The organism is Paracoccus xiamenensis (assembly GCF_011308835.1).
Classification (GTDB): domain Bacteria; phylum Pseudomonadota; class Alphaproteobacteria; order Rhodobacterales; family Rhodobacteraceae; genus Paracoccus; species Paracoccus xiamenensis.
This window is the reverse complement of record NZ_JAAOHY010000014.1, coordinates 1-19,567: the sequence shown is the minus strand read 5'-3', so window position 1 is coordinate 19,567 and position 19,567 is coordinate 1. Positions and strand designations below refer to the sequence as shown.

Genomic DNA, 19,567 nt, shown 5'->3' with positions numbered 1-19,567 from the left:
CGACCGGGAAACCAAAAAGATGTCCGACAGCACGACGAACCTGCTGCTGCCCTATCTGATGGCGGCGCAGGCCCAGAAACACGTCACCCATAACGAGGCCCTGCATCTGCTCGACGGGCTGGTGCAGCTTTCGGTCAAGAGCCGGGTTATGGCCGCGCCACCGGCAAGTCCGGCCGATGGTGATCGCTATATCGTTGCTTCGGGCGCGACCGGCGGCTGGGCAGGATGGGATCTGAACGTCGCCCTCTGGACCGATGGCGCCTGGCTGCGACTACCGCCGCGCGAAGGCTGGCGGGCATGGATTGAGGACGAGGCCGCGCTGCTGGTCCGGAACGGTGCGGGCTGGGAGCCGGTCATCCCGACCTCCCTCGACGATCTGACACGCCTCGGCATCGGCATGGCGGCCAGCGCCGGTGCCCCCTTCTCGGCCAAGCTGAACAGCGCCCTCTGGACCGCGCTCTATGCAGCCGATGGCGGCAGCGGCGATCTGACCCAAACCCTGAACCGGGAAACGGGCGGTGACGATGCCGGGCTGATCCTGCAGACCGGGTTCTCGACACGGGCGCTGATCGGCCTCTTCGGATCGGACCGGCTGCGCATCGCCGTCTCGCCCGACGGGTCCAGCTTCCGCGATGCGCTGGGCGTCGATCCGGCGACGGGCATCGCAGACCAGCCGAACCTGCCGCGCTTCAAGGCATGGACGAATTACGACAATTACGTCGCCACCGACAGCTGGACGACGCTCGGCATCAACGTCACGGACTATAACGATCAGGGCTGTTTCGATGCCGCGACCAACCGCTTCGTGGCGCCGGTCGCGGGCACCTATCTCTTCGGGGCCTCGCTGCTCTTCAAGATCAATGCCAGCAGCAATGCCCGGATGCGCGGGCGGCTGGTGCTTAGCGGGTCCACGGAAATCCGGGGCTCGTTCGGCGAGATTTCCAGCGCGCATGTGTCCGAGGCGACCGCCCTCTGGCTGCAGACCATGGTCCCGCTGGACGCAGGCGACACGGTCGCGCTGCAGGGCAGCTTTCGCGCGTTCGATGGGTATTTCGCGGACGATCATCCGCATGCTGACCGCCGGGTTGATCCTGACCCTGCTGGCCGGGATCGCCCTGAAGCTGAAACTCTTCGGCGAGGGCGGCTGACTCGCCGCGCGGCGCACACCGCCAACCCTTACAACCCCATTCACCCCACAGCCCGCCATCCCGGCGGGCTTTTTCTTTATCCGGAGGATATCCATGACCACCCGCTTCTACCGCCATTGGCGCGATGTGCCGAAAGAAACATGGTGCTGGCCGAACTTCTCGCCCGCCGAGATCGCCTGCCGGGGCACCGGATCGATCCTGATCCATGACGCGGCCCTCGACCGGCTGCAGGCGCTGCGCACCCGCCTCGGCAAGCCGCTGATCGTGAACTCGGCCTATCGCAGCCCGGAACATAATGCCCGGGTGCGGGGTGCGAGGCGCTCGAAACACCTCGAGGGCACCGCCTTCGACATTTCCATGGCCAATCACGATCCGGCCAGCTTCGAGAAGGCCGCGCGGGCGGTAGGTTTCCTGGGCTTCGGCACCTATCCGCGCTCCGGCTTCATGCATATCGATCTCGGCCCTGCCCGGCGCTGGGGCGATCCCTTTCCAGCCCGCGCCATCCCCTTCGCCGAGGATCAGCCGCCCGCGCGGGAACATCTGGCCGACAGCCGTACCATGAAAGGCAGCGGCGCGGCAGGACTGGCAACCGTCGGTGCCGCGGGCATCGAAATCGCCCAGGACACGCTGAGCGACGCGCAAACCGCGATCCAGCCGCTGATCCCGTATCTCGACACCCTGCGCTGGGCCTTCATCGGCCTGGCACTGGCCGGGATCGGCCTGACGGTCTGGGCCCGGCTCGATGACTGGAACCGGGGGCGACGGTGATGGGCGCCCTCGCTGCGCTGCTGGCGTCGCGCTGGGTGCGGCGTCTGACCATCGGGATCGCGCTGATCGGCGCGGTCCTTCTTTTCCTCCTCAACCTGCGGCGCGCCGGCGAAACCGCCGGTCGCCACGCCGAACGCCTGAACCAGATGGAGCGCCAGAATGAGATTCAACGCCGCATGCTGGAGGCTGCCAGCACCCGCCCTCGTGATCGCGACGAGCTTGCTGAGCGCCTGCGCGACGGGCGGTTCTGATCCGGGCAGTGCGGTCTGCCCGCCGGTCGTCGTTTACGATCAGGCGATGCGGGACCGGGCGGCGGTGGAACTGAAGGCCCTGCCTGGGGATGACGCGCTGGTCGGGATGATGGCGGACTATGCCGTCATGCGCGCGCAGGCGCGAGCCTGCATAGGATGACAGACGGTGTCAGGACGGCTCGGCCGGGGCGTCCACCAGCGCCAATGCGCCATCCGGCAGAGGACGTTGCAGCTTGCTGGCGATCTCGATTGGTGCCGAAAGCCAGGTCTCCCAATCCCGAGGCTCAGTCAGAATGACCGGCATGGCTTTCGGATGCACCGATTTCACCTCGGCATTGGGCGCGCAGGTCAGAAAGGCATAGAGATCGTCGGTTGTTTCGCCATCCTTTACCTTGCGGATCGAAGTCCAGCCCCGGACCTCTATCCCGGCGAAGAACATCGGCGTCTCTGATGCCGCCGGAGCGAACCACTGATTGCCGCCCTTGATCGGTTCGGCGAAGGCCGTGACCGGCACCAGGCAGCGATGCGCTGGGCCCAGCCAGCGCCGCCAATGCGGCGAGGTCAGGTTGCGGACATTGGTTACGCCTGGATCCCGTTGGGTCTTCAGGACCGATTGTGGCGATGGCATCCCCCACCGTGCCTTCACCAATTCCAGCGAAGCGCCATCATGGCGGATGATCGGTGCCAGCTGATCCGGATAAACCTTGCCCGGCGCGACGTTGCCCGCGCGATCTGTCATGGTCAGCCCCTTGAAAAGCTGGCGCATCGCCTCCTGCGTGGTGGTCTGATTGTAAAGGTTGCACAAGGTGTCGTCGTCCTCGGAGCGGCCAAAGGGCAAATAGGGTGAACTGTAGCCCGGCAGACATGTTCCGTCAGCCAGTTCCAGATCCGGAAAGGCGGTCAGACAGGCGCTGGCCGCATCCGGTTCACGGAAATAGAGCGCGATCCGGTCCCGCGTGCCGCCGCGCCCGCCGCCATGCCAGGCATAGTTGCCGCGGCCGATCCGCGTCGCCAGCCACTCATGCAGAGCGTCGGACATGCTGCCGAAACCCATCTCCGGCACGCAGATCAGAACGCGGACCGGGAAGGCCGAATCGTCGATCTTGACTTGAGGTGTGCTGCGGCGAGTCATAGACTGGAACCAATGCAGAACATTTTTGACCGATTCAAGCGTCAATCTTGCGGCGTCCATCCAGTTGGGCGACGCCGAGCACCCTGACACTACTAACGTTCTCGATGCTTTTGAGGAATCCGAGCGTCAACTTCATCCACAGAAATGATGGCTCGGGGAAACTGGTATGGATTGATCGGCAAAGATTGAGCTACCATCACAGCCTAGGGCGAAAGCCAGTCCACATTTGCAAGCGGTCTAAATGGAAATTTCCGGAACTTCGCTCGATGACTTGCTAATCGAACTCTACAAGGCTCTTCCTTCGCAAGGCTTAAAAAACCGCGGCTCTCGAGGCGAAAATACGGAACTTCTTGGGGTGACCTTGAGGCTAGAAAACCCTCGTGCACGGCTAAGCCGATCTGAAGACAGAGGGAAACCATTCAGCGCCATCGGAGAGCTTCTTTGGTACCTTTCGGGCTCGGACAAACTTGAATTTATTGAGCCATATATACCACGATATAGAAATGATGCGGAGGAAGGAATTCTCCCTGGTGCATACGGACCTAGGCTGTTTGCTATGGATGGAGGCATTGACCAGTTATCAAACGTAGCCAACCTACTCAAGGAACGGCCCGGTAGTCGTCGAGCTGTGGTGCAGCTGTTTTGTGCCTCCGATCTAGTCGCTCACAGGAAAGAAATTCCCTGTACAACGACCCTTCAGTTTCATCTGAGGGACGGCCAACTTCATATGTCAACCAATATGCGATCCAATGACGCCTACTACGGCCTTCCCCATGATGTATTCTGCTTTACAATGCTGCAAGAAATGATGGCCCGCCGACTCGGCGCGGCCCTCGGAAATTATATCCATCATGCGGGCTCCATGCATGTCTACGATGAAGTCCTTGAAGGGGCCCTGGCGTACATCGATGAAGGGTATCAGCGTCCTAACGAGATGCCAGAAATGCCGATGGGCAACCCTTTCGAACTAGTGCCGACCCTGCTTCATGCCGAGGCGCGCGCACGCGCAGGAGATCGATTCAGTGTGGACGAAATCTTTCGTGACAGCTATTGGTCTGATTTTGCGAGACTTATTCAGTGCTTCTGGGCTAGACGCATGAAATTCGATCTTTCCGAACTAAAGGGGGCATTCCACAGCGAGATGTATGCTGTATATGCCAATCCGCTTCCGGTAAAAGCCCAACCTAGCGCACCTTCAGCTAAAGGAAATCAGACGAGATGATGTGGCCCTCGCGTACTGGCCAAAGCCGACAGCTCGATAGCCAGTTGGCGGCCTACGAAGCTACTAGTGGGCCGCTTCCAGGGTTGGCCGACAGGAGGGCTCGCGCCACCTTACTTTCACAGCTTGTAGCTAGCCTGAGACGCGAAGATTACTACAAATTTCTTCAGCAGAAGGCGATCTCAGCACGAAGAGCAAACCCAAACGACCCGATGTTCAATCCTGAAAAGGCAATCGCCTTTCATCTTCAGTGTGGAAACGTTGACGAAGCTTGCTGGTTAATTTTTTTGATGACCCACTTCGCAAAACCGGCGGATAGCGGGTGGCAACGATTGACCGACGTTTACGGCCAGTTGGGACAGGGGGTCTGGGACTGGAAAAGCGTCTCCAGAAATCCGGCCTTTTTCGAGAACTGGATTTCAGCGAACTGGCAAGGAGTTCGTGGAAAATTTGGCAACCACAGGAAGTATGAAAGCCTGCGACCGGGATCCCATCGATCGACGGGGAAAGTCGTACGCAGCTATGTCAATTTGATCGGCGCCCAAGGACACCAACGTTTCTTTCAGCAAACCGGGTTTGGAAGAAACGACAGGTTCGATGCGCTCTATGACGCCACTGACATCCTGAGCTTTGGCAGGCTCGCAAAGTTTGACTATCTGATGCTGCTTGCGCGGTATCAAATAGTTCAGATGAGGCCTTTGTCGGCGTATTTGAGCGGAGCGACCGGGCCTAGTAGGGGCGCAAAATTATTGTTCACCGGCTCCGCAAACGGAAATGTCTCAAGCCAAAATTTGCAGATCAGCCTTGATGGCCTAGATGGTTTTCTGAACGTCGGCATGGCCGTGCTTGAAGACGCATTGTGCAACTGGCAGAAGCAGCCGCTAACCTTTGTTCACTTCAAGGGTTAGCAAATCTATACTGTGACATGCTCAATTTCATCCCAATTCCAGCGACGCTTTAGGTGGTTCATTTGTCGGTGCTCAATCACGCCCCGATGCTGCATTTGACCGACTGTCAAGCCAGGTGCAACACCAGCCGATACGCTGAAGCGCACAATTGCATTTCGATTGGCCCCTAGCTTGAGCAGCTCACTTTCGCGTTGCTCCGGAACAATGCAATCACTTGCGAATCGATTTGCCTCGAGCTCGTACTGATCGTTGGGCGTATCGTCGCCATCGACAAATGTTTCGGCGCTGTGCAGCAAAAGATGACCGATTTCGTGGAAAACCGTGAACCAGAACTGGTCATCCGCGCGGTGTCGAAAGCTAAGAAGCATCATCGCCTTGTCGCCTGAAACTAGCCGAGTTGCCCCGCTCGCATGACAACCTTGAGGAGTTCTAACAACGACGACCGCGACGCCGGCTTCAGCGCACAAAGTGCGCAGCTTAGGTAGAAAGCGCGAAGGGTTCCCGATTTTTGTCAACGAGCGAATCGCGTCGAGACGATCCCTTAGATTATCGGAGGACCAATGACGAGTTTGAACCAGCTCTGACTCTAGTTCGCCGCGTCTAAGCCAAAGCAGCATTGCTGCATTCCTAGGGACAAAGCTCATCGAACGGCGAAAATGGGTTTCGGAGCAGATTTTCCCGTACCGATTCTCCCAACTCTCTAAGCTTGGAACGTTATAGAAGAGCATTCGGCGTCGAATTTCTTCCGAAAGCCCACGGCCCGATCGACGAGCTTGGCGCCCCTGCGCTGCTGGCATTGGCACTCGCTCAACCCATTCAGACGCATCACAACCGGCCGCCTCAACGGCACGCTCCAGAGCAGCTGCAAATTTCTCTTGACGCTTCAACCAAAAACCAGCGCTCCCTCCCAGCGTATCGCTGAGAACGCTTGATATATGAGCATCAATGGCCAGCGCACCGTCCAAAAGCGCGCGGACATCGCTGATGCCGCCATCAAAGTGGGGAGCAAGCGTGTCGGCACCGATTCCGCGCCGCTTCATTGCCACACTGATTGAGTCACCGGGTTTTGAGAACCAGTCTGCTTGCCCCACGTCAAGTGCCATGTTGTGCCCCAACCGCCATCAACTTCAATCGCGTCACTGTTTGCCAGTCCACTTCGCCGTCGGCAGATAGCTGATAACGACGGCCCGAAACAGCGAAATTCGCGACCATCGCACTGCCAAACTGTATCACGATCTCCGGCGGACGCAGACATTTTGCATCATCTGCAAAGTACTGAAGCAGCTCCAGGCAGTTGTCCTGAGCTTCTACGTCCGCGATCATCGTGACCATAGCAAGAGCGTCGATTCGGCCAAGCTTCGTCTCCGCTACGTTCATAACCAAGCACAATTCCTGAAGTTCCTGCGTATGAAACGAGACGATCAACCCGGCTGGCCTACCTGCTACCGATGTGGAAATGAGGGATTAGCCCATAGCGGAAATAGGCGTATCGCTTACAATCTGCGGAAGCGGTGAACCACTAGGCTTGCCAGCATGTTTGGCCCTTATCGCCTCGATCCGCCGCCAGTTTCGCTGAAGCTCGTTCTCCGCCGCCTCGTCGAGCGATATTTGCGCCGCACTGCAGAACGCAGCCAGGGTGACCATGACCCCGCCAACTTCCTGCTGCAACGGCCCGTCCGGGCGATCGAAAACATAATCCACGAGCCTTAGAACGTCGTGCTTGGTGCAACCATTGGCTTGGACAAGTTCGAGCGCTTCTTCCATAAAGCGGTGCGCGCGCTCATCAAGGTCAGTTCGTGCTTCAGCAGGGAAGCAGGCTGCGACCCACTCAGACACGCGATCCTGATACGCCGTCATGTTACCCCCCGGTTTTCTTTTCCTTCTGCCACATCATCTTGTGCATGCCAACAGAAAATCATCATTCACTGGTATTCATCGGCGATGGGCTTCGCCTGGACATACGTTATCGCCACCCGTCTCCCCAAACGTTGATGTGGCGTTGATGTAAAACAGGGATTGGGATGTCTGACCATTTCGGTCGGCATCCAAATCTTTGATATCTTGTAATTTTTTGGTTGCGGGGGTAGGATTTGAACCTACGACCTTCAGGTTATGAGCCGAACTCTTTGATTCTCATGACTCTTTTCTATTCAGAGACTTAACGTGCAAGCCTTTGAGACGGCAGACTTTTTCGAGAACTATCGGCGCTTCTCGCCGGATTTGGACGGATCAACGTGCGCACAGGGACGCATTCGCGGGTTGACCAGACGTTGACCAGACGTTGACAAGCGATGTTCATCGAACGCGAAAGCCATCCCTACATCCCTTGGATCGGTCTCGACGCGAAGGGCGGAGAGCGGACGGTCGCTGCGCAAAGGATGGAGGTCAGCAATGCGGGACTTTCCTGACTTTCGCTGCGACTGCGCGGTGTGAGGTTTGTGCAGTGGCCCCACAGCGATCCTGAGATCGGCGCCGTCAGGCAGCCTCGTAGCTGGAGAAGATTTCCGTCCTGCCATCTCCGAGGATCAGGAACACGTCGTAGGCTTCCCGCTCATCCTCTGGCCCCATGCCCGGTGATCCGTAAGGCATCCCAGGCACGGCGAGACCGACGGCATCGGGGCGCTCGGATAGCAGCCGTCGAATGTCGGCCGTCGGCACGTGTCCTTCGATCATGTAGCCCTCGATTTCGCCGGTGTGGCAGGAGGTCATGTTCTGGGGGATGCCGTTCTCGAGCTTGTGCCGGATCAGGAGGGTGCCGAAGCTGCGCTCGGTGGTGACCTTAAATCCGTTCTCTTTGAGGATCTCGATCCAAGCTGTGCAGCAGCCACAGTTCGGGTCTTTCAGAACGTGGATCGCGGGAGAGCTTTGAGACAGTCCGGCGGTCGGTGCCGTCGCGGCGAAGCAAGCGGCGGAGGCCATCACGGCGCGGCGGGTGAGGGTCATCAGGGTTCCTTTCAGGTCTTTGCGGCGGCGCGATCGGGGCGTGTCTCAGCGGTCAGATCGACGTGACCCGCAGGTTCAGGCGTGCCGGTAGGACGGAAGAACAGCAGCCGCAGGGCGTTCATCGTCACCAGCAAGGTGGCACCGGTATCCGCGAGGATTGCGATCCAAAGGCCGGTGATCCCGAGCACGGTAGTCACGAGGAATATCGCCTTGAGGCCGAGCGCAATCGCGATGTTCTGGCGGATGTTCGAAATGGTCGCACGGGAGAGGCGGATCTTGCCCGGCTCATCGGTCACACGGTTGCGCAGGATCGCCGCGTCGGCCGTCTCGAGCGCCACGTCGGTGCCCGAGCCCAAGCGTGCTGTCGATGCCCTTTGCGGATGGAATGCTGGACATCGATTATTTCCCCGTAACGTTTTCTTCTCGGTGGTTACGTTCGGGCTTGTTCTGCGCCGAGCGGAAGCTGTCCCAGAACAGCAGGGCCGCACCGCAGAAAATCGCCACATCCGCAAGATTGAAGGACGGCCAGTGGTATGTTCGGTAATGGAAATCCAGAAAATCCGGGACGGCCTGATAACGCAGCCGGTCGAGGACATTGCCGAGCGCGCCGCCGATGATCAGACCGAGAGCGGCAGCCGTCAGCCTGTCCGGCGCGCGCCACAACCAGATCAGCAGCCATGCCACGATCACGCCAGCAAGCGCGATGAGACCCCACCAAGGCACGATCCCGCCCAGCATACCGAAGCTGACTCCATCGTTCAGAACCCGCACGAGATTGAGAAAGGGTAGAACCTCGACGCCGCGCTCAAGCGCCGGTGTGTTCAGCGCAAGCGCCTTGGTACCCTGATCGAGGCCGAACGCCGCGATCGCGCAGAGCCCGCCCAGAACGCGGCTGTTCATGCCGCTGCCTTCAGATCGGCCCGCGCATCGCGGATGATTGCCCAAGACGAGTGCAGGAACAGTCCGGCGATGCCGAAGGCGACGATGAGGTCCGGCCAGGCGCTGCCCAGCCACGCCACGAGACCGGCGGCAACGACAACCGCCGCATTGCCGATGGCGTCGTTGCGCGAGAATAGCCAGACGGCCCGCATGTTCGCGTCGCCCTTGCGGAACCGCAGCAGCGGCAGAACGGAGATGACGTTGACGACAAGGGCGATCATGCCAAGCAGGCCCATTAGACCTGCATCCGGCGTCGTCCGTTCGAAGACTCGCACGATGGTCGTGCCGAGGACGCCAAGGCCGAGCAGGCCGAGGAAGATGCCTTGGATCAAGGCCGACCGTGCCCGCCAGGCGAGGCTCCAGCCGATGGCCAGCAGGCCAAGGAAGGTGATCGCGCCGTCGCCGATGAAATCGAGCGCATCGGCCTTCACGGCCTGCGATCCGGAAATGAAACCGCCGATCATTTCGAGGACCCCGTATCCCACGTTCAGGATCACGACGATCCAGAGGGCACGGCGGTAGGCCGGGTCCTGATGGGCGGGATTCGGCGGAATGTCTTCATCGCCCTCGATCCGGTCGAAGCCATAGCCTGTCACCGCGACTGCCTTTTCGATGTCCGGCAGGCGCACTTCGGGTGCAGTCAGTGTCATGATGTGCGTCGCGGCCGACACTTTCACATCGCCGGGCGCGACCCCGGCTGCCTGTGCCGCCCGCTCGATCTGCGCGGCATCCTTGGCGCAATCCATACCGGAAACCCGGTAACGGACGGGCGGGACATCTGCCGTCGATCCGGCATTTTCGGTGTTGGCCATGGTCGCGCTATTCCTGCTAGGATGAATCGAAGAACAACATATCAGCGAGGAGTGATATGGCGCAATTGGTCGATGACCGCAAGAGCGCAACCATCGAGCGACGGGCGAAGCTGTTCCGCGGCTTCGCGGACCCGAGCCGCCTGGCCATCCTCGGTGCACTTTGCAACGAGCCATTGGCCGTTCACGAGCTCGTCGAGCGGACCGAACTATCGCAACCCAACGTCTCCAACCATCTGAGGTGCCTGCTGGACTGCGGGCTTGTCGCCAGCGACCGCGAAGGGCGCTTCATCCGTTACCGTATCAGCAACCCGCGCGTCACGGTCCTTCTGAACGATGTGGACGCACTTCTCGACGTGGTCGCAAAGGGTGTTGAGGCGTGTGACAATTATCGTGAGGCGTGAGTCAGAACGGACGGCCGGTCGACTCGGCGCAGATCGGTTGGAAAGATGTTGTCCGTGTGCAGGGTCCGACCGGAATCCTGCTGAGGTTCGACAAGCTGGCTTCGGAAGAGACACCATTCATGTATCACTGCCACATCCTCGAACACGAGGATGCGGGCATGATGGGGCAGTTTACGGTCACATAACAGGACCCCACCCGCTCGACACCGGGCGTCGTCAAGAGCTTACGTCTTCTTGCGGCGTTCTATCAGGTGCCGGTGTCGCCTTGTTGAAACGCATTACGGAGTATGTCTAGACCCGAACGGAGAACACCTCGCTAAGCTGCGGGTCCGCCGAAGCGGCCGTCCAGTCGCTCGGCAGCATTCGTCAAAAAGGGCTCCAAGTGGACCTTCGTTGCAATGAAGTCGAACGGCAGCTCTGGGCAACTCTCCGCCCCTACCTCTTCGGCGTCACATCCTTCATCCCATGCTGCAGCAACAATGAGACCTGTTCTGCGGTGAACTTGAACTCCTGGCCATCTGGGATCCGCTCGGCTGACACCGGGTATTTCGGGCGGCGGGGGTCGATGCCGGTGATGCGGAACTGCTCGCGCCCGGTGCTGAACTGGCGGCCGTAATCGGCGGGGGAAAGCCCAAAGGCCTCGGACAGCGCCTCGAACCGAAGCCGCTCGGGATCGAGAGCGCTGCCATCCGGCAGGGGGATCGAGACGCGGAAGGTGGCATCGAACCCCCAGCGCAGGTCGGCGCCGGTGATGTCGCGCGGCTCGACCACTAGGCCATGACGACCGGCGACGGCTTCGCAGGCCTTCAGCATTTCAGCTTGCAGGCGCCGGCACAGCACGGGCGTCAGGTTTCTTGGAGGCTTGGCGCTGGGCATGGAAGTTTCGTGTTTGGGGTGTGCCGACAGGATTACCTCTTGCTCGGCCTCCGATCAAACCATCGGCGCAGAAGGGGGCGGGCGTCCGTCTGTTCCCCACCCCGTGCGCTGGGCAAAGTCACCTAACACCTTGTTTTTCTTTTTTAGGAATTGTCACCCGGCCTTCAATTCCACCTTCCGCCTATATTCCGGTCCCGGTCCCGTGGTCCGCCTTGATAGTGGCGCGGGTCTACGCCTGTGTCGTCGGGCAAGGAGGCGGGATGGATGGTCAAACGACTGAAACTGAATGAGAAAACCCTGCGCGATGCGGAACCGAAGCCCGGCGTTAGCTATCAGATCTTCGACACGGAGGTGATCGGCTTCGCCGCCCGGGTCCAGGCATCGGGCGCGCGGACCTTCACCATTGACTACCGGCACGCCGGGCGGCAGCGGCGAATGACCATCGGGCGCTGGCCGGAGTGGAGCGTCACGGCCGCGCGCGAACGCGCCAAGGAGCTGCGGCGTGCCATCGACGAGGGTCAGGATCCTCTGGCAATGCGTGACGAGTGGCGCGGGGCCCCGTGCGTCACGGACATGATCGACCGCTACATCGCCGAGCATCTGCCGAAGCTGGCCAAGACCAATGCAGGCGACCAGGTCTCGATGCTGAAGAAGATGGTGGAACCGGCCTGGGGCAACCGGCTGGTGACGGAGATCACCAAATCCGACGTCGCAAAGTTCCTCGATTTCGTGGCCGAGGGGCGTCCCCGCCCCTGCAAGGCGAAGCCCAACAACCGGGCCCGCAAGCTGCAGGGTCACAAGCCCACCCCGATCCGCGCCAACCGCATGGGCGAGGTGCTGCGCAAGATGTTCACGCTGGCGGTGGAATGGGAATGGCGGACGGACAACCCCGCGCAAGGTTTCCATCGGCGCATCGAACATGCCCGCGAACGGTTCCTGTCTCCCGAGGAACTGACCCGGCTGGCGGCCGTGCTGGATGCGGCCGAGGATCAGCGCGCCGCGGCGATCATCCGCATGTGCATGCTGACCGGCGCCCGGGTGGGCGAGGTCCGGACGGCCCGGTTCGAACAGTTCAACCTCGACTATGCGATCTGGTCGAAACCCGCCTCGACCACCAAGCAGCGAAAGATCCATCGCGTCCCGATTTCGCAGGACGTCGCGGCCATCGTGCGCCTGCGCCAGCACGCGGTACCGCGGGGAAACCCGTGGCTGTTTCCCGGCGAAACTGTCGGCCAGCCGGTGCGGGAAATCCGCCGCTTCTGGGCCAAGGCACAGAAGGACGCCGGGCTGGCCGACGTCAGAATCCATGACCTGCGCCACACCTTTGCCTCCCTGCTGGTCAGTGGCGGCGCGTCGCTGGAAATGATCGGCAAGCTCTTGGGCCACAGTCAGATGCAGACTACCCAGCGCTATGCGCACCTGATGGATTCCCCCCTGCGGGCGGGCGTCGACACGGTGGCCAGCCTCCTGCGCCCGCGGCCGCGCCTCGTGCATGACGCGGCGCAGGACGGGACCGACCTGCCGAAATCAGCCTGATCTTCACACGGTTTCCTCGCCGCGCAACTTGCGCCAGAGCGAGGTCAGCCGCTTGCGGATGGTGCTTTCATCCGGCACCTCGCCCGACTTCGAATTCTGGACGAACCAGTCTTGAACCAGTGCAATCAGCGCGGTCTGGGTGTCGGGCACGCCTCTTTCGAACAGGAATACGGTCAGCCACGCGTACATGGAATCCCAATCGTACCGCGGGCTGGCACCGACGGTGGAGGCCGGGCGCCGCAGCAGATCGCGTTCCTCCTCGAACTGCTGCAGGGATCCCGCCGACAAGAGAAGGTCGGACGACCGGATCAGCACGCCGTCGGGAGGGTCCGTCACTTTGAGCCAGGTCTTGGATCCGGGCGGCATCACGCGCCGCAGCCTCGCCTGTTCGTCGCTCGGGCCGATCCGTCTGAACATCGGCATCAGTTCGGCAATCGGAACCTCGACCAGACCGGCGACGGTCTCATCGCCGCAACTCACTGGCGGAATGCCTGCCAAAACCTGAAGGTGTCCCTCTGCCGCCCAGCCCGCGACATCGGCCGGGGGACAGCCCCAGCGCACGGCAATTTCGTAGATGGAATAGAAGGCGACGGGCGGCAAAGGCATGAACGAACTCCTCTCAGACATACGGCATCCTTCGGCCAGGGCCATCGGACTGCGGGTTACAAAAACCCGCCGTGCCAAGCACGCGGGTGGACTGGCTGCAGCCCACGTCGTCGAAGAAAACTGCCTGTAATTGGCCACCCCACCCCAAGAGGGGCGGCACCTGGCTTCGGTTGCCTTGTCGATTCTTATGTTCTGCTCGACCACGAATCTACGCATCCTGAAGGCGAACGATCAACCAGAATCCTGCACTGGCGCACCGGAACAAAAAAAGAACTTGTGGATATCATCCAGAACCGTCGGAACCCGACCGGAATGGTCCATTCCGGCAATTCCGGTCCCTGCGAAACCGGCGAAACCGCCTCAGCGCCGCCCGATCAGCCCCAAGCTGTCGGAGCGGCTGCGACGAAGCGCGTATCGTCGCCAGGAACCGGCGCTTGGGACGCCCTGGGAGGGCTGCCGCAACACCAGTCGCGTCGCGCGCCAGCCGCCAGAACACCAATAAAACAAGGGGTGGAATTGGACGGCAGCGGCCAGTTCCACCTTCCGCCTGTCTTCCGGTCCTCGCGCTCTGCTTCGCTGGAACCGCCCCCAGCAGAGGGGTGCGAGGCGAACGGAGCAGCCCATGAAAGACATGCAAGATGGCTCGGTGGAGGAGATCCCTGACCTCCTGGCCGACTGGATCAGCCGCGAGCAGCTGGCCCGCGTGCTGGGCTTGACCACAGATACTTTGTCGCGGTGGGAGGCTCGCCGTCAGGGGCCGCCATGCACACGCATAGGTCGCAAGACCTTCTATCGCCGCCTAGCCATTCAGGAATGGATCAGGGCGCAGGAACAGGCCCACCCGGTGCGCAAGACGCGGGGGCGGCCATGACCAGCCACCCTTGCAGTTCCGCCTGGCCCACCGACCGCTTGGCCGAGGCCCGCGCCGTCATCGCCGACGTCGCGCATCACAGCGATCAACTGATCCGGCTCGCCTGCAATGTGCTCGCCCAGCATGGCGAGACCCCGAGCGAGCGTGCCGATGCTCAGCGCTTGCTGGTCGTCGTCGATGCGCGGCGGCCGGTTCGGCGTGCCCAGCGCGAGGATCAGGGGAGGGCCGCGCGATGAAGCGCCGCGGCACCCCCGAGGCCGACCTGCAGCGTGCCGTGGTGCAGACGCTGCGCATCGCCCTGCCGCGCACCGCCATCATCCATCACTGCGCCAACGAGGTGACAGAGGCTGGGCCCCGCGGGGCAAAGCGCCAGGCGATCCTCGTCGGAATGGGCGTCCATGCCGGGTTCGCCGATCTGATGGTGATCTGCGATGGCCGCGTCCTGTTCCTCGAGTTGAAGGCGCCAAAGGGGCGGCTACGGCCGGAACAGGAGGCATTCCGCGATGCCGTCCAAGCGCAGGGGTTCGGCTGGGCGCTGGTCCGCAGTCTCGATGACGCGCTGGGCGCGCTGGCCGATCACGGCTTCACCACGCGTATCGCTCCTGCCCCGCGGAGGCCCGCGCCATGAGTCACGAGGCCACCAACTGGGCCATCAAGCAGCGCGGGTTGAAGCCGACGACCAAGATCGTGCTCTGGCACCTCTGTGACCGGTTCAACCCTGATTTCGGCTGCTTCCCCTCGCAGGATCGGCTGGCGCATGACTGCGAAATCAGCCGGTCCACGCTGAACGATCACCTCGGCCAGTTGGAGGCCGTGGGCCTGCTGCGACGCGTGCCGCGGCTTGACCCCGTGACCAAGCGCCAGCTGCCGACCCGCTACATCCTGGGGTTCGAGCCGGGCTTCACACCTGTGGCTGTAGCACCGTGTCCGGAAATCGGACACGGGGAGGATGGTGGAGCAGAAACGCTCGACGATGCCGACGGTTGCACTGGCGATGCCATGGCCAACGACCTGCCGTGTCCGGATTTCGGACACGGGGATGGCACGAGGCCCGTGTCCGATTTTCCGGCCGACCCGTGTCCGGAAAATGCCGAAAGCCGTGTCCGGATTTCGGACACTAACCCTGTAAGGGAACCTCTAAGTAAACCAGTAAAGGAGGAGGAGGGCGCGCAGGCGCGCGAGGCGATTTCCGATCAGGTTTTCGGAAACCTGCTCGCAGCACTCGGCCTCGACCCTGACGCCCTGCCCGGCTGGTGGCAAGGCTGGCCGCCCCGCCTGCACGTCCAGCGCTGGCGCGACGAGCTGGGGCTGACCGAGGCGGAGATCATCGCTGCCGCCGAGGCCAGTCGCCAGGAGCATACCGATCCGCCCGATGGGCCGAAGGCGCTGGACCGGGCGATGCAGCGCGCCGCCCAGCGCAAGGTCGAGGATGCCGGGCGGAAGCGCCGGAAGCCCAAGGCGGCCCTTGCTCCAACGGCAAAGCCGATCACCGACCTGCCCGCCTTCTACGCCGATCTGGTCAACTCCGACCGCTTCCTGCCGGTCAGCGCGATCAGCAACACGATGCGCGACGCCATGCTGGCCCGGGGCCTTGTGACAGCCGAACGCCTGCGCGAGCGAGGTGTTCGATGACACTGCAACGGCCGATCGGCCGTGCGGGCGGTCGAGCCATTCAACGTGCGCTGGGCGTGCAGGCGGCGCTGGAATGGGCGTTCCGGGTGGAACAGGCGCAGCTCGAGCTGCCCCTGCCCCCGGACGTCACCGAGGAAGGCTTCGGCTTCGGCCTGGAATACGTCCTGCTGCAACGGGCCGTGCTGGGCTGCAAGATCGACGGTGGTCAGCACAAGATCGGCGGCTACACCCACGAGGACGCCGAGGTGATCGCCGCCACCGTCGCCGGGATCCCCGACAGCCTCGGCGGCAAGCGCATGGCGATCCGAGTCGCCGAACTGGCCCGCGCCGGGCTGACACCAGACTGGATGCCCGGCGCCGTCCCGCGCTGCGTGCCGACCATCGTCAAGCAGAACCAGCATGGCACGCACGCGGGCGCCATAGTCGTAGGGGTCGAGCGCATCCGCGTGCGTGGCCACGGCGCACGAGGCAAGTGGAAAACCATCGACATCCTCGCCTGTCCGGTAACCTTCTCCCCTCACCCGCAACAGATCGAGGCCGCCCGGCGCGGCTACGAAGAATGGTGGCAGGCGCTGGGCTGGGTCCGCGAGGGACTGGTCACGGGCGGTATGCTACGAGAGCTCGAGGTGACAGCTGCGATGCCGAAAATCAGGCCGTGGGCTTGACGGCTTTGCCAAGCTGTCTGGCGTCCGACCAAAACCCGGTCATGTCTCGGCGGTTCGGGCAACTCCGAACCGAAGATGCGGTTGTTTTCAAACCGATCTGTTAAGGGACCAATGATAGAACATCATGATCGCGGACCTTGCGGCGACGTTCAGACCATCGACAGCGAAGCCTGCCTAGCATAGCATCAGCGGACGGCTTGATCCCAAGGCCCAGGATATTGTGGCGACAAGCGAGCAGGAAGCATTCATGGAACACTCCGAAGCACCCTTCAAGTTCATCGATTTGTTCGCGGGAATCGGGGGCCTCCGGCGTGGCTTCGACGCAATTGGTGGACAATGCGTCTTCACCTGCGAGATGAACAAGTATTCTCAGGAGACCTATCGCGCCAACTTTGGAAGCGACCATGAAATCGCCGGTGACATCACACAGGTTGCCGCATCGGACATTCCTGAACATGATCTGCTTCTAGCCGGATTTCCTTGCCAGCCGTTCTCTTTGGCTGGCGTCAGCAAGAAGAACTCACTCGGTCGAGCTCATGGGTTCGCGGATGAGACGCAGGGGACCCTGTTCTTCGACGTCGTCCGGATCTTGCGTCATCACCAGCCCCGGGCCTTCTTGCTCGAGAACGTCAAGAACCTATTGAGCCATGACAAAGGCAACACCATGCGGGTCATCCTGCATGCCTTGGACGAACTCGGGTACGAGGTCGACTACCGTGTGATCGATGCCCGTTCTTGGGTGCCGCAGCATCGTGAGCGAATTTTCATTTCCGGGTTCCGGAGAGACCACAAGACGACCTTCTCTTTCAATGATGTGTTCGTTCCGTCGGGGCCCAACCCGACCCTCGCATCGATCCTGCACCCAGAGGACGGGTCGGAGGCCGCAGATGGGCGTTACACGACGGGCAGCTTCGGCAAGGTCAACGAGCGTTACACGCTGACTGATGGCCTCTGGTCGTACCTGCAGCGATATGCCGAGAAGCATCGCAGAGCAGGCAACGGGTTCGGTTTCGGGCTGGTAGGCCCCGAGAACGTGGCCCGCACACTCAGCGCCCGGTATTACAAGGATGGGTCTGAAATCTTGGTCAAGCAGCCAGGAAAGAACCCACGCCGTCTGACCCCGCGGGAATGCGCGCGCCTCATGGGTTTCGACCGTCCCGGCTCCAACAATCCTTGGAAGATCCCGGTAAGTGACACCCAAGCATATCGGCAGTTCGGCAACGCCGTTGCGGCACCCGTTTCGGTTGCGATCGCCGAAGCGATGGCTCCATGGCTGACCAACACGGTTGCCATCCGGTCGCGAAGGGAACGTGTTGGCTGACAAGAAGGCGCCCCTGACAAGATCACAGATGATGGCGCGTGTCCGTTCGGCGGATACCAAGCCGGAACTGGTCCTGCGCAAGGCCCTTCACGCCATCGGCTTCCGGTTCAGGTTGCACGTCCGTTCCCTCCCGGGTTGTCCGGACATCGTCATGCGGAATCACAGGTGCGCTATCTTCGTCAACGGCTGCTTTTGGCACGGTCACGCTGACTGCAAGTATTTTCGTATTCCCAAGACCCGGCCAGAATTCTGGGCCGCAAAGATCGAAGCCAACCGGGAGCGGGACACACGCGCGATCGAGGCGCTGCTGGGCTGCGGCTGGCGGGTTCTTGTCGTCTGGGAATGTGCGACGCGGTCGTTTCAGGTGGACAATTTGATCAACATCATCGCCACATGGTTGCAGGGCACTGAAACAAGTGCAGAATTGTCATCGGATGGCCTGTCGACCAACAGGCGCACGAGGTCCGGAATTTCATCCGGCGAGCAGGAAACACGAAGATGAACGACCTTATCAACGACCCGAACGCATCGCGGCTGATTTATGGCCTGCGCGACACCGGCTACAACGTCAAGACCGCGGCTGCGGACATCATCGACAACTCGATCGCGGCAGGCGCGGAGAACATCAACATCGAGATCCAGCTCCTGCATGACGGACGGAAGGTCGTCTATTTCGGCGACGATGGTCACGGGATGAACCAAGAGGAAGTCCGGAATGCCATGCGGTACGGAGCGGACAGGCGCCCCGACGCAAAGAGCCTTGGAAAATTCGGCCTGGGCCTCAAGACCGCCTCCAGCTCGGTTTGCAAGCGCTACAGCGTGATTTCTCGGCGGTCTGAAGACCAACCCTTGGCGAAGCTTACATGGGACCTGGAGCACGTCGAACAGCACAACGTCTGGGAAATGCTGGCCGAGCCGGTGACGGCGGATCAAAACGAGATGTTCGACGAGTATTGCGGTCCGACCGGCACGCTTGTCATTTGGGAAAATTGCGACCGGTTGCTGTCAAAGGAATACACGCCGGGCACCAAGGAACAGGCAGCTGTCAAACGGATGTCCGAGGCCCTGAGCAAGCACCTCTCCCTCGTCTTCCACCGATTCCTTGATGAAAATGACAGCCGGGAAGGGAACGTGGTGATCCGGATCAACGGAACTCCGGTGAAGCCATGGAACCCGTTCTATCCCGAACGTTCCGAACAAGTGCTTGCTCCGAACAAACAGAAAGTGGTCGTCGAACTCTTCGATGGGAGCGAAGAAGTCGCTGAAATGAAGGCGTGGATCCTTCCGCACCGCCGCGACATGACCAAGGAGGAGGAGGCCGAGTTCGCGCGGATTTCGAACAGGGCGCAAGGCTTCTATGTCTATCGCGAGGGCCGCCTGATCCAGGATGGTGGCTGGATGGATGTGTTCGGTGCGCCTGAGAACGGCGGTGCGAAATTAGTCCACGTTAGCGGCGGCATGGTGCTGCTGCGGGCGGCGTAAAAGTCGTCCACCTATTGCCTTTCTGCGTCAGCAGGGAGGGCGTGAGGATTTACAGCG

At 61.3% G+C, this 19,567-nt stretch carries 25 protein-coding genes and 1 pseudogene; 16 read left to right on the top strand and 10 right to left on the bottom strand.

From position 1 onward, the window contains the following. The first annotated feature begins 19 nt into the window (after positions 1 to 19). The 3 genes from G7044_RS17670 to G7044_RS17660 are packed head-to-tail and all read left to right on the top strand — an operon-like array spanning position 20 to position 2,167. The gene (locus tag G7044_RS17670) at positions 20 to 1,357 is read left to right on the top strand and encodes a DUF2793 domain-containing protein (protein WP_166331305.1); all 1,338 of its coding nucleotides are present in this window, start codon (positions 20 to 22) and stop codon (positions 1,355 to 1,357) included. Beyond that, on the top strand, positions 1,242 to 1,916 hold the full coding sequence (locus G7044_RS17665; RefSeq protein WP_166331303.1) for a YcbK family protein: 675 nt from the start codon (positions 1,242 to 1,244) through the stop codon (positions 1,914 to 1,916). The genes G7044_RS17670 and G7044_RS17665 overlap by 116 nt, the downstream gene beginning before the upstream one ends. After that, positions 1,916 to 2,167 (top strand): hypothetical protein, encoded by a 252-nt coding sequence (locus G7044_RS17660; RefSeq protein ID WP_166331301.1) that lies wholly within the window; start codon positions 1,916 to 1,918, stop codon positions 2,165 to 2,167. The genes G7044_RS17665 and G7044_RS17660 overlap by 1 nt, the downstream gene beginning before the upstream one ends. 169 nt (positions 2,168 to 2,336) lie before the next feature. Here G7044_RS17660 and G7044_RS17655 read toward each other — a convergent pair whose 3' ends face one another. Beyond that, positions 2,337 to 3,299: an SOS response-associated peptidase gene (locus G7044_RS17655; RefSeq protein ID WP_235931391.1), complete on the bottom strand. Its 963-nt coding sequence runs from the start codon at positions 3,297 to 3,299 to the stop codon at positions 2,337 to 2,339. A 241-nt stretch (positions 3,300 to 3,540) separates the two neighbouring features. Between G7044_RS17655 and G7044_RS17650 the strand changes: the two genes are divergently transcribed. Together G7044_RS17650 and G7044_RS17645 are read left to right on the top strand one after the other, a co-directional pair. Continuing rightward, the gene (locus G7044_RS17650; RefSeq protein ID WP_166331299.1) at positions 3,541 to 4,521 is read left to right on the top strand and encodes a thymidylate synthase; all 981 of its coding nucleotides are present in this window, start codon (positions 3,541 to 3,543) and stop codon (positions 4,519 to 4,521) included. Continuing rightward, positions 4,518 to 5,426: an alpha-glutamyl/putrescinyl thymine pyrophosphorylase clade 3 protein gene (locus tag G7044_RS17645; protein WP_207630364.1), complete on the top strand. Its 909-nt coding sequence runs from the start codon at positions 4,518 to 4,520 to the stop codon at positions 5,424 to 5,426. Before G7044_RS17650 ends, G7044_RS17645 begins: the two co-directional genes overlap by 4 nt. Before the next feature lie 5 nt (positions 5,427 to 5,431). On the opposite strand, the gene G7044_RS17640 is transcribed toward G7044_RS17645, so the two are convergent. The 7 genes and pseudogenes from G7044_RS17640 to G7044_RS17610 all read right to left on the bottom strand — a co-directional run bounded on the left by G7044_RS17640 (position 5,432) and on the right by G7044_RS17610 (position 10,054). After that, entirely contained in the window at positions 5,432 to 6,529 is a 1,098-nt protein-coding gene (locus G7044_RS17640) for an ImmA/IrrE family metallo-endopeptidase (RefSeq protein ID WP_166331297.1), read from the bottom strand. Then, entirely contained in the window at positions 6,519 to 6,851 is a 333-nt protein-coding gene (locus tag G7044_RS17635; protein ID WP_166331295.1) for a hypothetical protein, read from the bottom strand. Before G7044_RS17635 ends, G7044_RS17640 begins: the two co-directional genes overlap by 11 nt. Positions 6,852 to 6,890: 39 nt before the next feature. Further along, positions 6,891 to 7,283 carry a nucleoside triphosphate pyrophosphohydrolase family protein gene (locus G7044_RS17630; RefSeq protein WP_166331293.1) on the bottom strand — a complete coding sequence of 131 codons (393 nt, stop codon included), beginning with the start codon at positions 7,281 to 7,283 and terminating at the stop codon, positions 6,891 to 6,893. A 618-nt stretch (positions 7,284 to 7,901) separates the two neighbouring features. After that, the gene (locus G7044_RS17625) at positions 7,902 to 8,369 is read right to left on the bottom strand and encodes a DUF411 domain-containing protein (protein WP_121634690.1); all 468 of its coding nucleotides are present in this window, start codon (positions 8,367 to 8,369) and stop codon (positions 7,902 to 7,904) included. 11 nt (positions 8,370 to 8,380) lie between these two features. After that, a pseudogene (locus tag G7044_RS17620) lies at positions 8,381 to 8,776 on the bottom strand (heavy metal translocating P-type ATPase); the annotation flags it as partial. Continuing rightward, the gene (gene lspA / locus G7044_RS17615) at positions 8,769 to 9,269 is read right to left on the bottom strand and encodes a signal peptidase II (RefSeq protein WP_100161074.1); all 501 of its coding nucleotides are present in this window, start codon (positions 9,267 to 9,269) and stop codon (positions 8,769 to 8,771) included. The pseudogene G7044_RS17620 and the gene lspA, both read right to left, overlap by 8 nt. Continuing rightward, complete coding sequence (locus G7044_RS17610) at positions 9,266 to 10,054, bottom strand: cation transporter (protein ID WP_197272781.1); 789 nt, start codon at positions 10,052 to 10,054, stop codon at positions 9,266 to 9,268. Before G7044_RS17610 ends, lspA begins: the two co-directional genes overlap by 4 nt. 122 nt (positions 10,055 to 10,176) lie before the next feature. Between G7044_RS17610 and G7044_RS17605 the strand changes: the two genes are divergently transcribed. Both G7044_RS17605 and G7044_RS17910 read left to right on the top strand, forming a co-directional pair. Then, positions 10,177 to 10,521, top strand: a complete 345-nt coding sequence (locus G7044_RS17605) for an ArsR/SmtB family transcription factor (protein WP_166331291.1) — start codon at positions 10,177 to 10,179, stop codon at positions 10,519 to 10,521. Continuing rightward, positions 10,518 to 10,706, top strand: coding sequence for a multicopper oxidase domain-containing protein (locus G7044_RS17910; protein WP_035746442.1), 189 nt, complete (start codon positions 10,518 to 10,520; stop codon positions 10,704 to 10,706). Before G7044_RS17605 ends, G7044_RS17910 begins: the two co-directional genes overlap by 4 nt. Positions 10,707 to 10,956: 250 nt before the next feature. Here the strand turns inward: G7044_RS17910 and G7044_RS17595 are convergent, their stop codons facing one another. Continuing rightward, entirely contained in the window at positions 10,957 to 11,397 is a 441-nt protein-coding gene (locus tag G7044_RS17595; RefSeq protein ID WP_166331289.1) for a hypothetical protein, read from the bottom strand. A gap of 264 nt (positions 11,398 to 11,661) precedes the next feature. Between G7044_RS17595 and G7044_RS17590 the strand changes: the two genes are divergently transcribed. Then, positions 11,662 to 12,933 carry a tyrosine-type recombinase/integrase gene (locus G7044_RS17590; protein WP_166331287.1) on the top strand — a complete coding sequence of 424 codons (1,272 nt, stop codon included), beginning with the start codon at positions 11,662 to 11,664 and terminating at the stop codon, positions 12,931 to 12,933. Between the two features lie 3 nt (positions 12,934 to 12,936). Here G7044_RS17590 and G7044_RS17585 read toward each other — a convergent pair whose 3' ends face one another. Continuing rightward, entirely contained in the window at positions 12,937 to 13,539 is a 603-nt protein-coding gene (locus G7044_RS17585; protein WP_166331285.1) for a hypothetical protein, read from the bottom strand. Between the two features lie 622 nt (positions 13,540 to 14,161). Between G7044_RS17585 and G7044_RS17580 the strand changes: the two genes are divergently transcribed. The 8 genes from G7044_RS17580 to G7044_RS17545 all read left to right on the top strand — a co-directional run bounded on the left by G7044_RS17580 (position 14,162) and on the right by G7044_RS17545 (position 19,510). Continuing rightward, entirely contained in the window at positions 14,162 to 14,410 is a 249-nt protein-coding gene (locus G7044_RS17580; protein WP_166331283.1) for a helix-turn-helix transcriptional regulator, read from the top strand. Beyond that, positions 14,407 to 14,646 (top strand): hypothetical protein, encoded by a 240-nt coding sequence (locus tag G7044_RS17575; RefSeq protein ID WP_166331281.1) that lies wholly within the window; start codon positions 14,407 to 14,409, stop codon positions 14,644 to 14,646. The genes G7044_RS17580 and G7044_RS17575 overlap by 4 nt, the downstream gene beginning before the upstream one ends. Continuing rightward, on the top strand, positions 14,643 to 15,038 hold the full coding sequence (locus G7044_RS17570; protein WP_166331279.1) for a VRR-NUC domain-containing protein: 396 nt from the start codon (positions 14,643 to 14,645) through the stop codon (positions 15,036 to 15,038). The genes G7044_RS17575 and G7044_RS17570 overlap by 4 nt, the downstream gene beginning before the upstream one ends. Continuing rightward, complete coding sequence (locus tag G7044_RS17565; protein ID WP_166331277.1) at positions 15,035 to 16,042, top strand: helix-turn-helix domain-containing protein; 1,008 nt, start codon at positions 15,035 to 15,037, stop codon at positions 16,040 to 16,042. Before G7044_RS17570 ends, G7044_RS17565 begins: the two co-directional genes overlap by 4 nt. Then, positions 16,039 to 16,707, top strand: a complete 669-nt coding sequence (locus tag G7044_RS17560; protein WP_166331275.1) for a hypothetical protein — start codon at positions 16,039 to 16,041, stop codon at positions 16,705 to 16,707. The genes G7044_RS17565 and G7044_RS17560 overlap by 4 nt, the downstream gene beginning before the upstream one ends. 247 nt (positions 16,708 to 16,954) lie before the next feature. Beyond that, on the top strand, positions 16,955 to 18,028 hold the full coding sequence (dcm, locus tag G7044_RS17555; protein WP_166331273.1) for a DNA (cytosine-5-)-methyltransferase: 1,074 nt from the start codon (positions 16,955 to 16,957) through the stop codon (positions 18,026 to 18,028). Then, on the top strand, positions 18,021 to 18,530 hold the full coding sequence (locus tag G7044_RS17550; protein ID WP_235931390.1) for a very short patch repair endonuclease: 510 nt from the start codon (positions 18,021 to 18,023) through the stop codon (positions 18,528 to 18,530). The genes dcm and G7044_RS17550 overlap by 8 nt, the downstream gene beginning before the upstream one ends. Next, complete coding sequence (locus G7044_RS17545) at positions 18,527 to 19,510, top strand: ATP-binding protein (RefSeq protein ID WP_166331271.1); 984 nt, start codon at positions 18,527 to 18,529, stop codon at positions 19,508 to 19,510. Before G7044_RS17550 ends, G7044_RS17545 begins: the two co-directional genes overlap by 4 nt. Positions 19,511 to 19,567 lie beyond the last annotated feature (57 nt).

Excerpts from the sequence above, each read along its gene's own strand:
- G7044_RS17670 (WP_166331305.1), top strand. The coding sequence starts at position 20 with ATGTCCGACAGCACGACGAACCTGCTGCTGCCCTATCTGATGGCGGCG.
- G7044_RS17665 (WP_166331303.1), top strand. The coding sequence starts at position 1,242 with ATGACCACCCGCTTCTACCGCCATTGGCGCGATGTGCCGAAAGAAACA.
- G7044_RS17660 (WP_166331301.1), top strand. The coding sequence starts at position 1,916 with ATGGGCGCCCTCGCTGCGCTGCTGGCGTCGCGCTGGGTGCGGCGTCTG.
- G7044_RS17655 (WP_235931391.1), bottom strand. The coding sequence starts at position 3,299 with ATGACTCGCCGCAGCACACCTCAAGTCAAGATCGACGATTCGGCCTTC.
- G7044_RS17650 (WP_166331299.1), top strand. The coding sequence starts at position 3,541 with ATGGAAATTTCCGGAACTTCGCTCGATGACTTGCTAATCGAACTCTAC.
- G7044_RS17645 (WP_207630364.1), top strand. The coding sequence starts at position 4,518 with ATGATGTGGCCCTCGCGTACTGGCCAAAGCCGACAGCTCGATAGCCAG.
- G7044_RS17640 (WP_166331297.1), bottom strand. The coding sequence starts at position 6,529 with ATGGCACTTGACGTGGGGCAAGCAGACTGGTTCTCAAAACCCGGTGAC.
- G7044_RS17630 (WP_166331293.1), bottom strand. The coding sequence starts at position 7,283 with ATGACGGCGTATCAGGATCGCGTGTCTGAGTGGGTCGCAGCCTGCTTC.
- G7044_RS17625 (WP_121634690.1), bottom strand. The coding sequence starts at position 8,369 with ATGACCCTCACCCGCCGCGCCGTGATGGCCTCCGCCGCTTGCTTCGCC.
- lspA (WP_100161074.1), bottom strand. The coding sequence starts at position 9,269 with ATGAACAGCCGCGTTCTGGGCGGGCTCTGCGCGATCGCGGCGTTCGGC.
- G7044_RS17610 (WP_197272781.1), bottom strand. The coding sequence starts at position 10,054 with ATGGATTGCGCCAAGGATGCCGCGCAGATCGAGCGGGCGGCACAGGCA.
- G7044_RS17605 (WP_166331291.1), top strand. The coding sequence starts at position 10,177 with ATGGCGCAATTGGTCGATGACCGCAAGAGCGCAACCATCGAGCGACGG.
- G7044_RS17595 (WP_166331289.1), bottom strand. The coding sequence starts at position 11,397 with ATGCCCAGCGCCAAGCCTCCAAGAAACCTGACGCCCGTGCTGTGCCGG.
- G7044_RS17590 (WP_166331287.1), top strand. The coding sequence starts at position 11,662 with ATGGTCAAACGACTGAAACTGAATGAGAAAACCCTGCGCGATGCGGAA.
- G7044_RS17585 (WP_166331285.1), bottom strand. The coding sequence starts at position 13,539 with ATGCCTTTGCCGCCCGTCGCCTTCTATTCCATCTACGAAATTGCCGTG.
- G7044_RS17580 (WP_166331283.1), top strand. The coding sequence starts at position 14,162 with ATGAAAGACATGCAAGATGGCTCGGTGGAGGAGATCCCTGACCTCCTG.
- G7044_RS17575 (WP_166331281.1), top strand. The coding sequence starts at position 14,407 with ATGACCAGCCACCCTTGCAGTTCCGCCTGGCCCACCGACCGCTTGGCC.
- G7044_RS17570 (WP_166331279.1), top strand. The coding sequence starts at position 14,643 with ATGAAGCGCCGCGGCACCCCCGAGGCCGACCTGCAGCGTGCCGTGGTG.
- G7044_RS17565 (WP_166331277.1), top strand. The coding sequence starts at position 15,035 with ATGAGTCACGAGGCCACCAACTGGGCCATCAAGCAGCGCGGGTTGAAG.
- G7044_RS17560 (WP_166331275.1), top strand. The coding sequence starts at position 16,039 with ATGACACTGCAACGGCCGATCGGCCGTGCGGGCGGTCGAGCCATTCAA.
- dcm (WP_166331273.1), top strand. The coding sequence starts at position 16,955 with ATGGAACACTCCGAAGCACCCTTCAAGTTCATCGATTTGTTCGCGGGA.
- G7044_RS17545 (WP_166331271.1), top strand. The coding sequence starts at position 18,527 with ATGAACGACCTTATCAACGACCCGAACGCATCGCGGCTGATTTATGGC.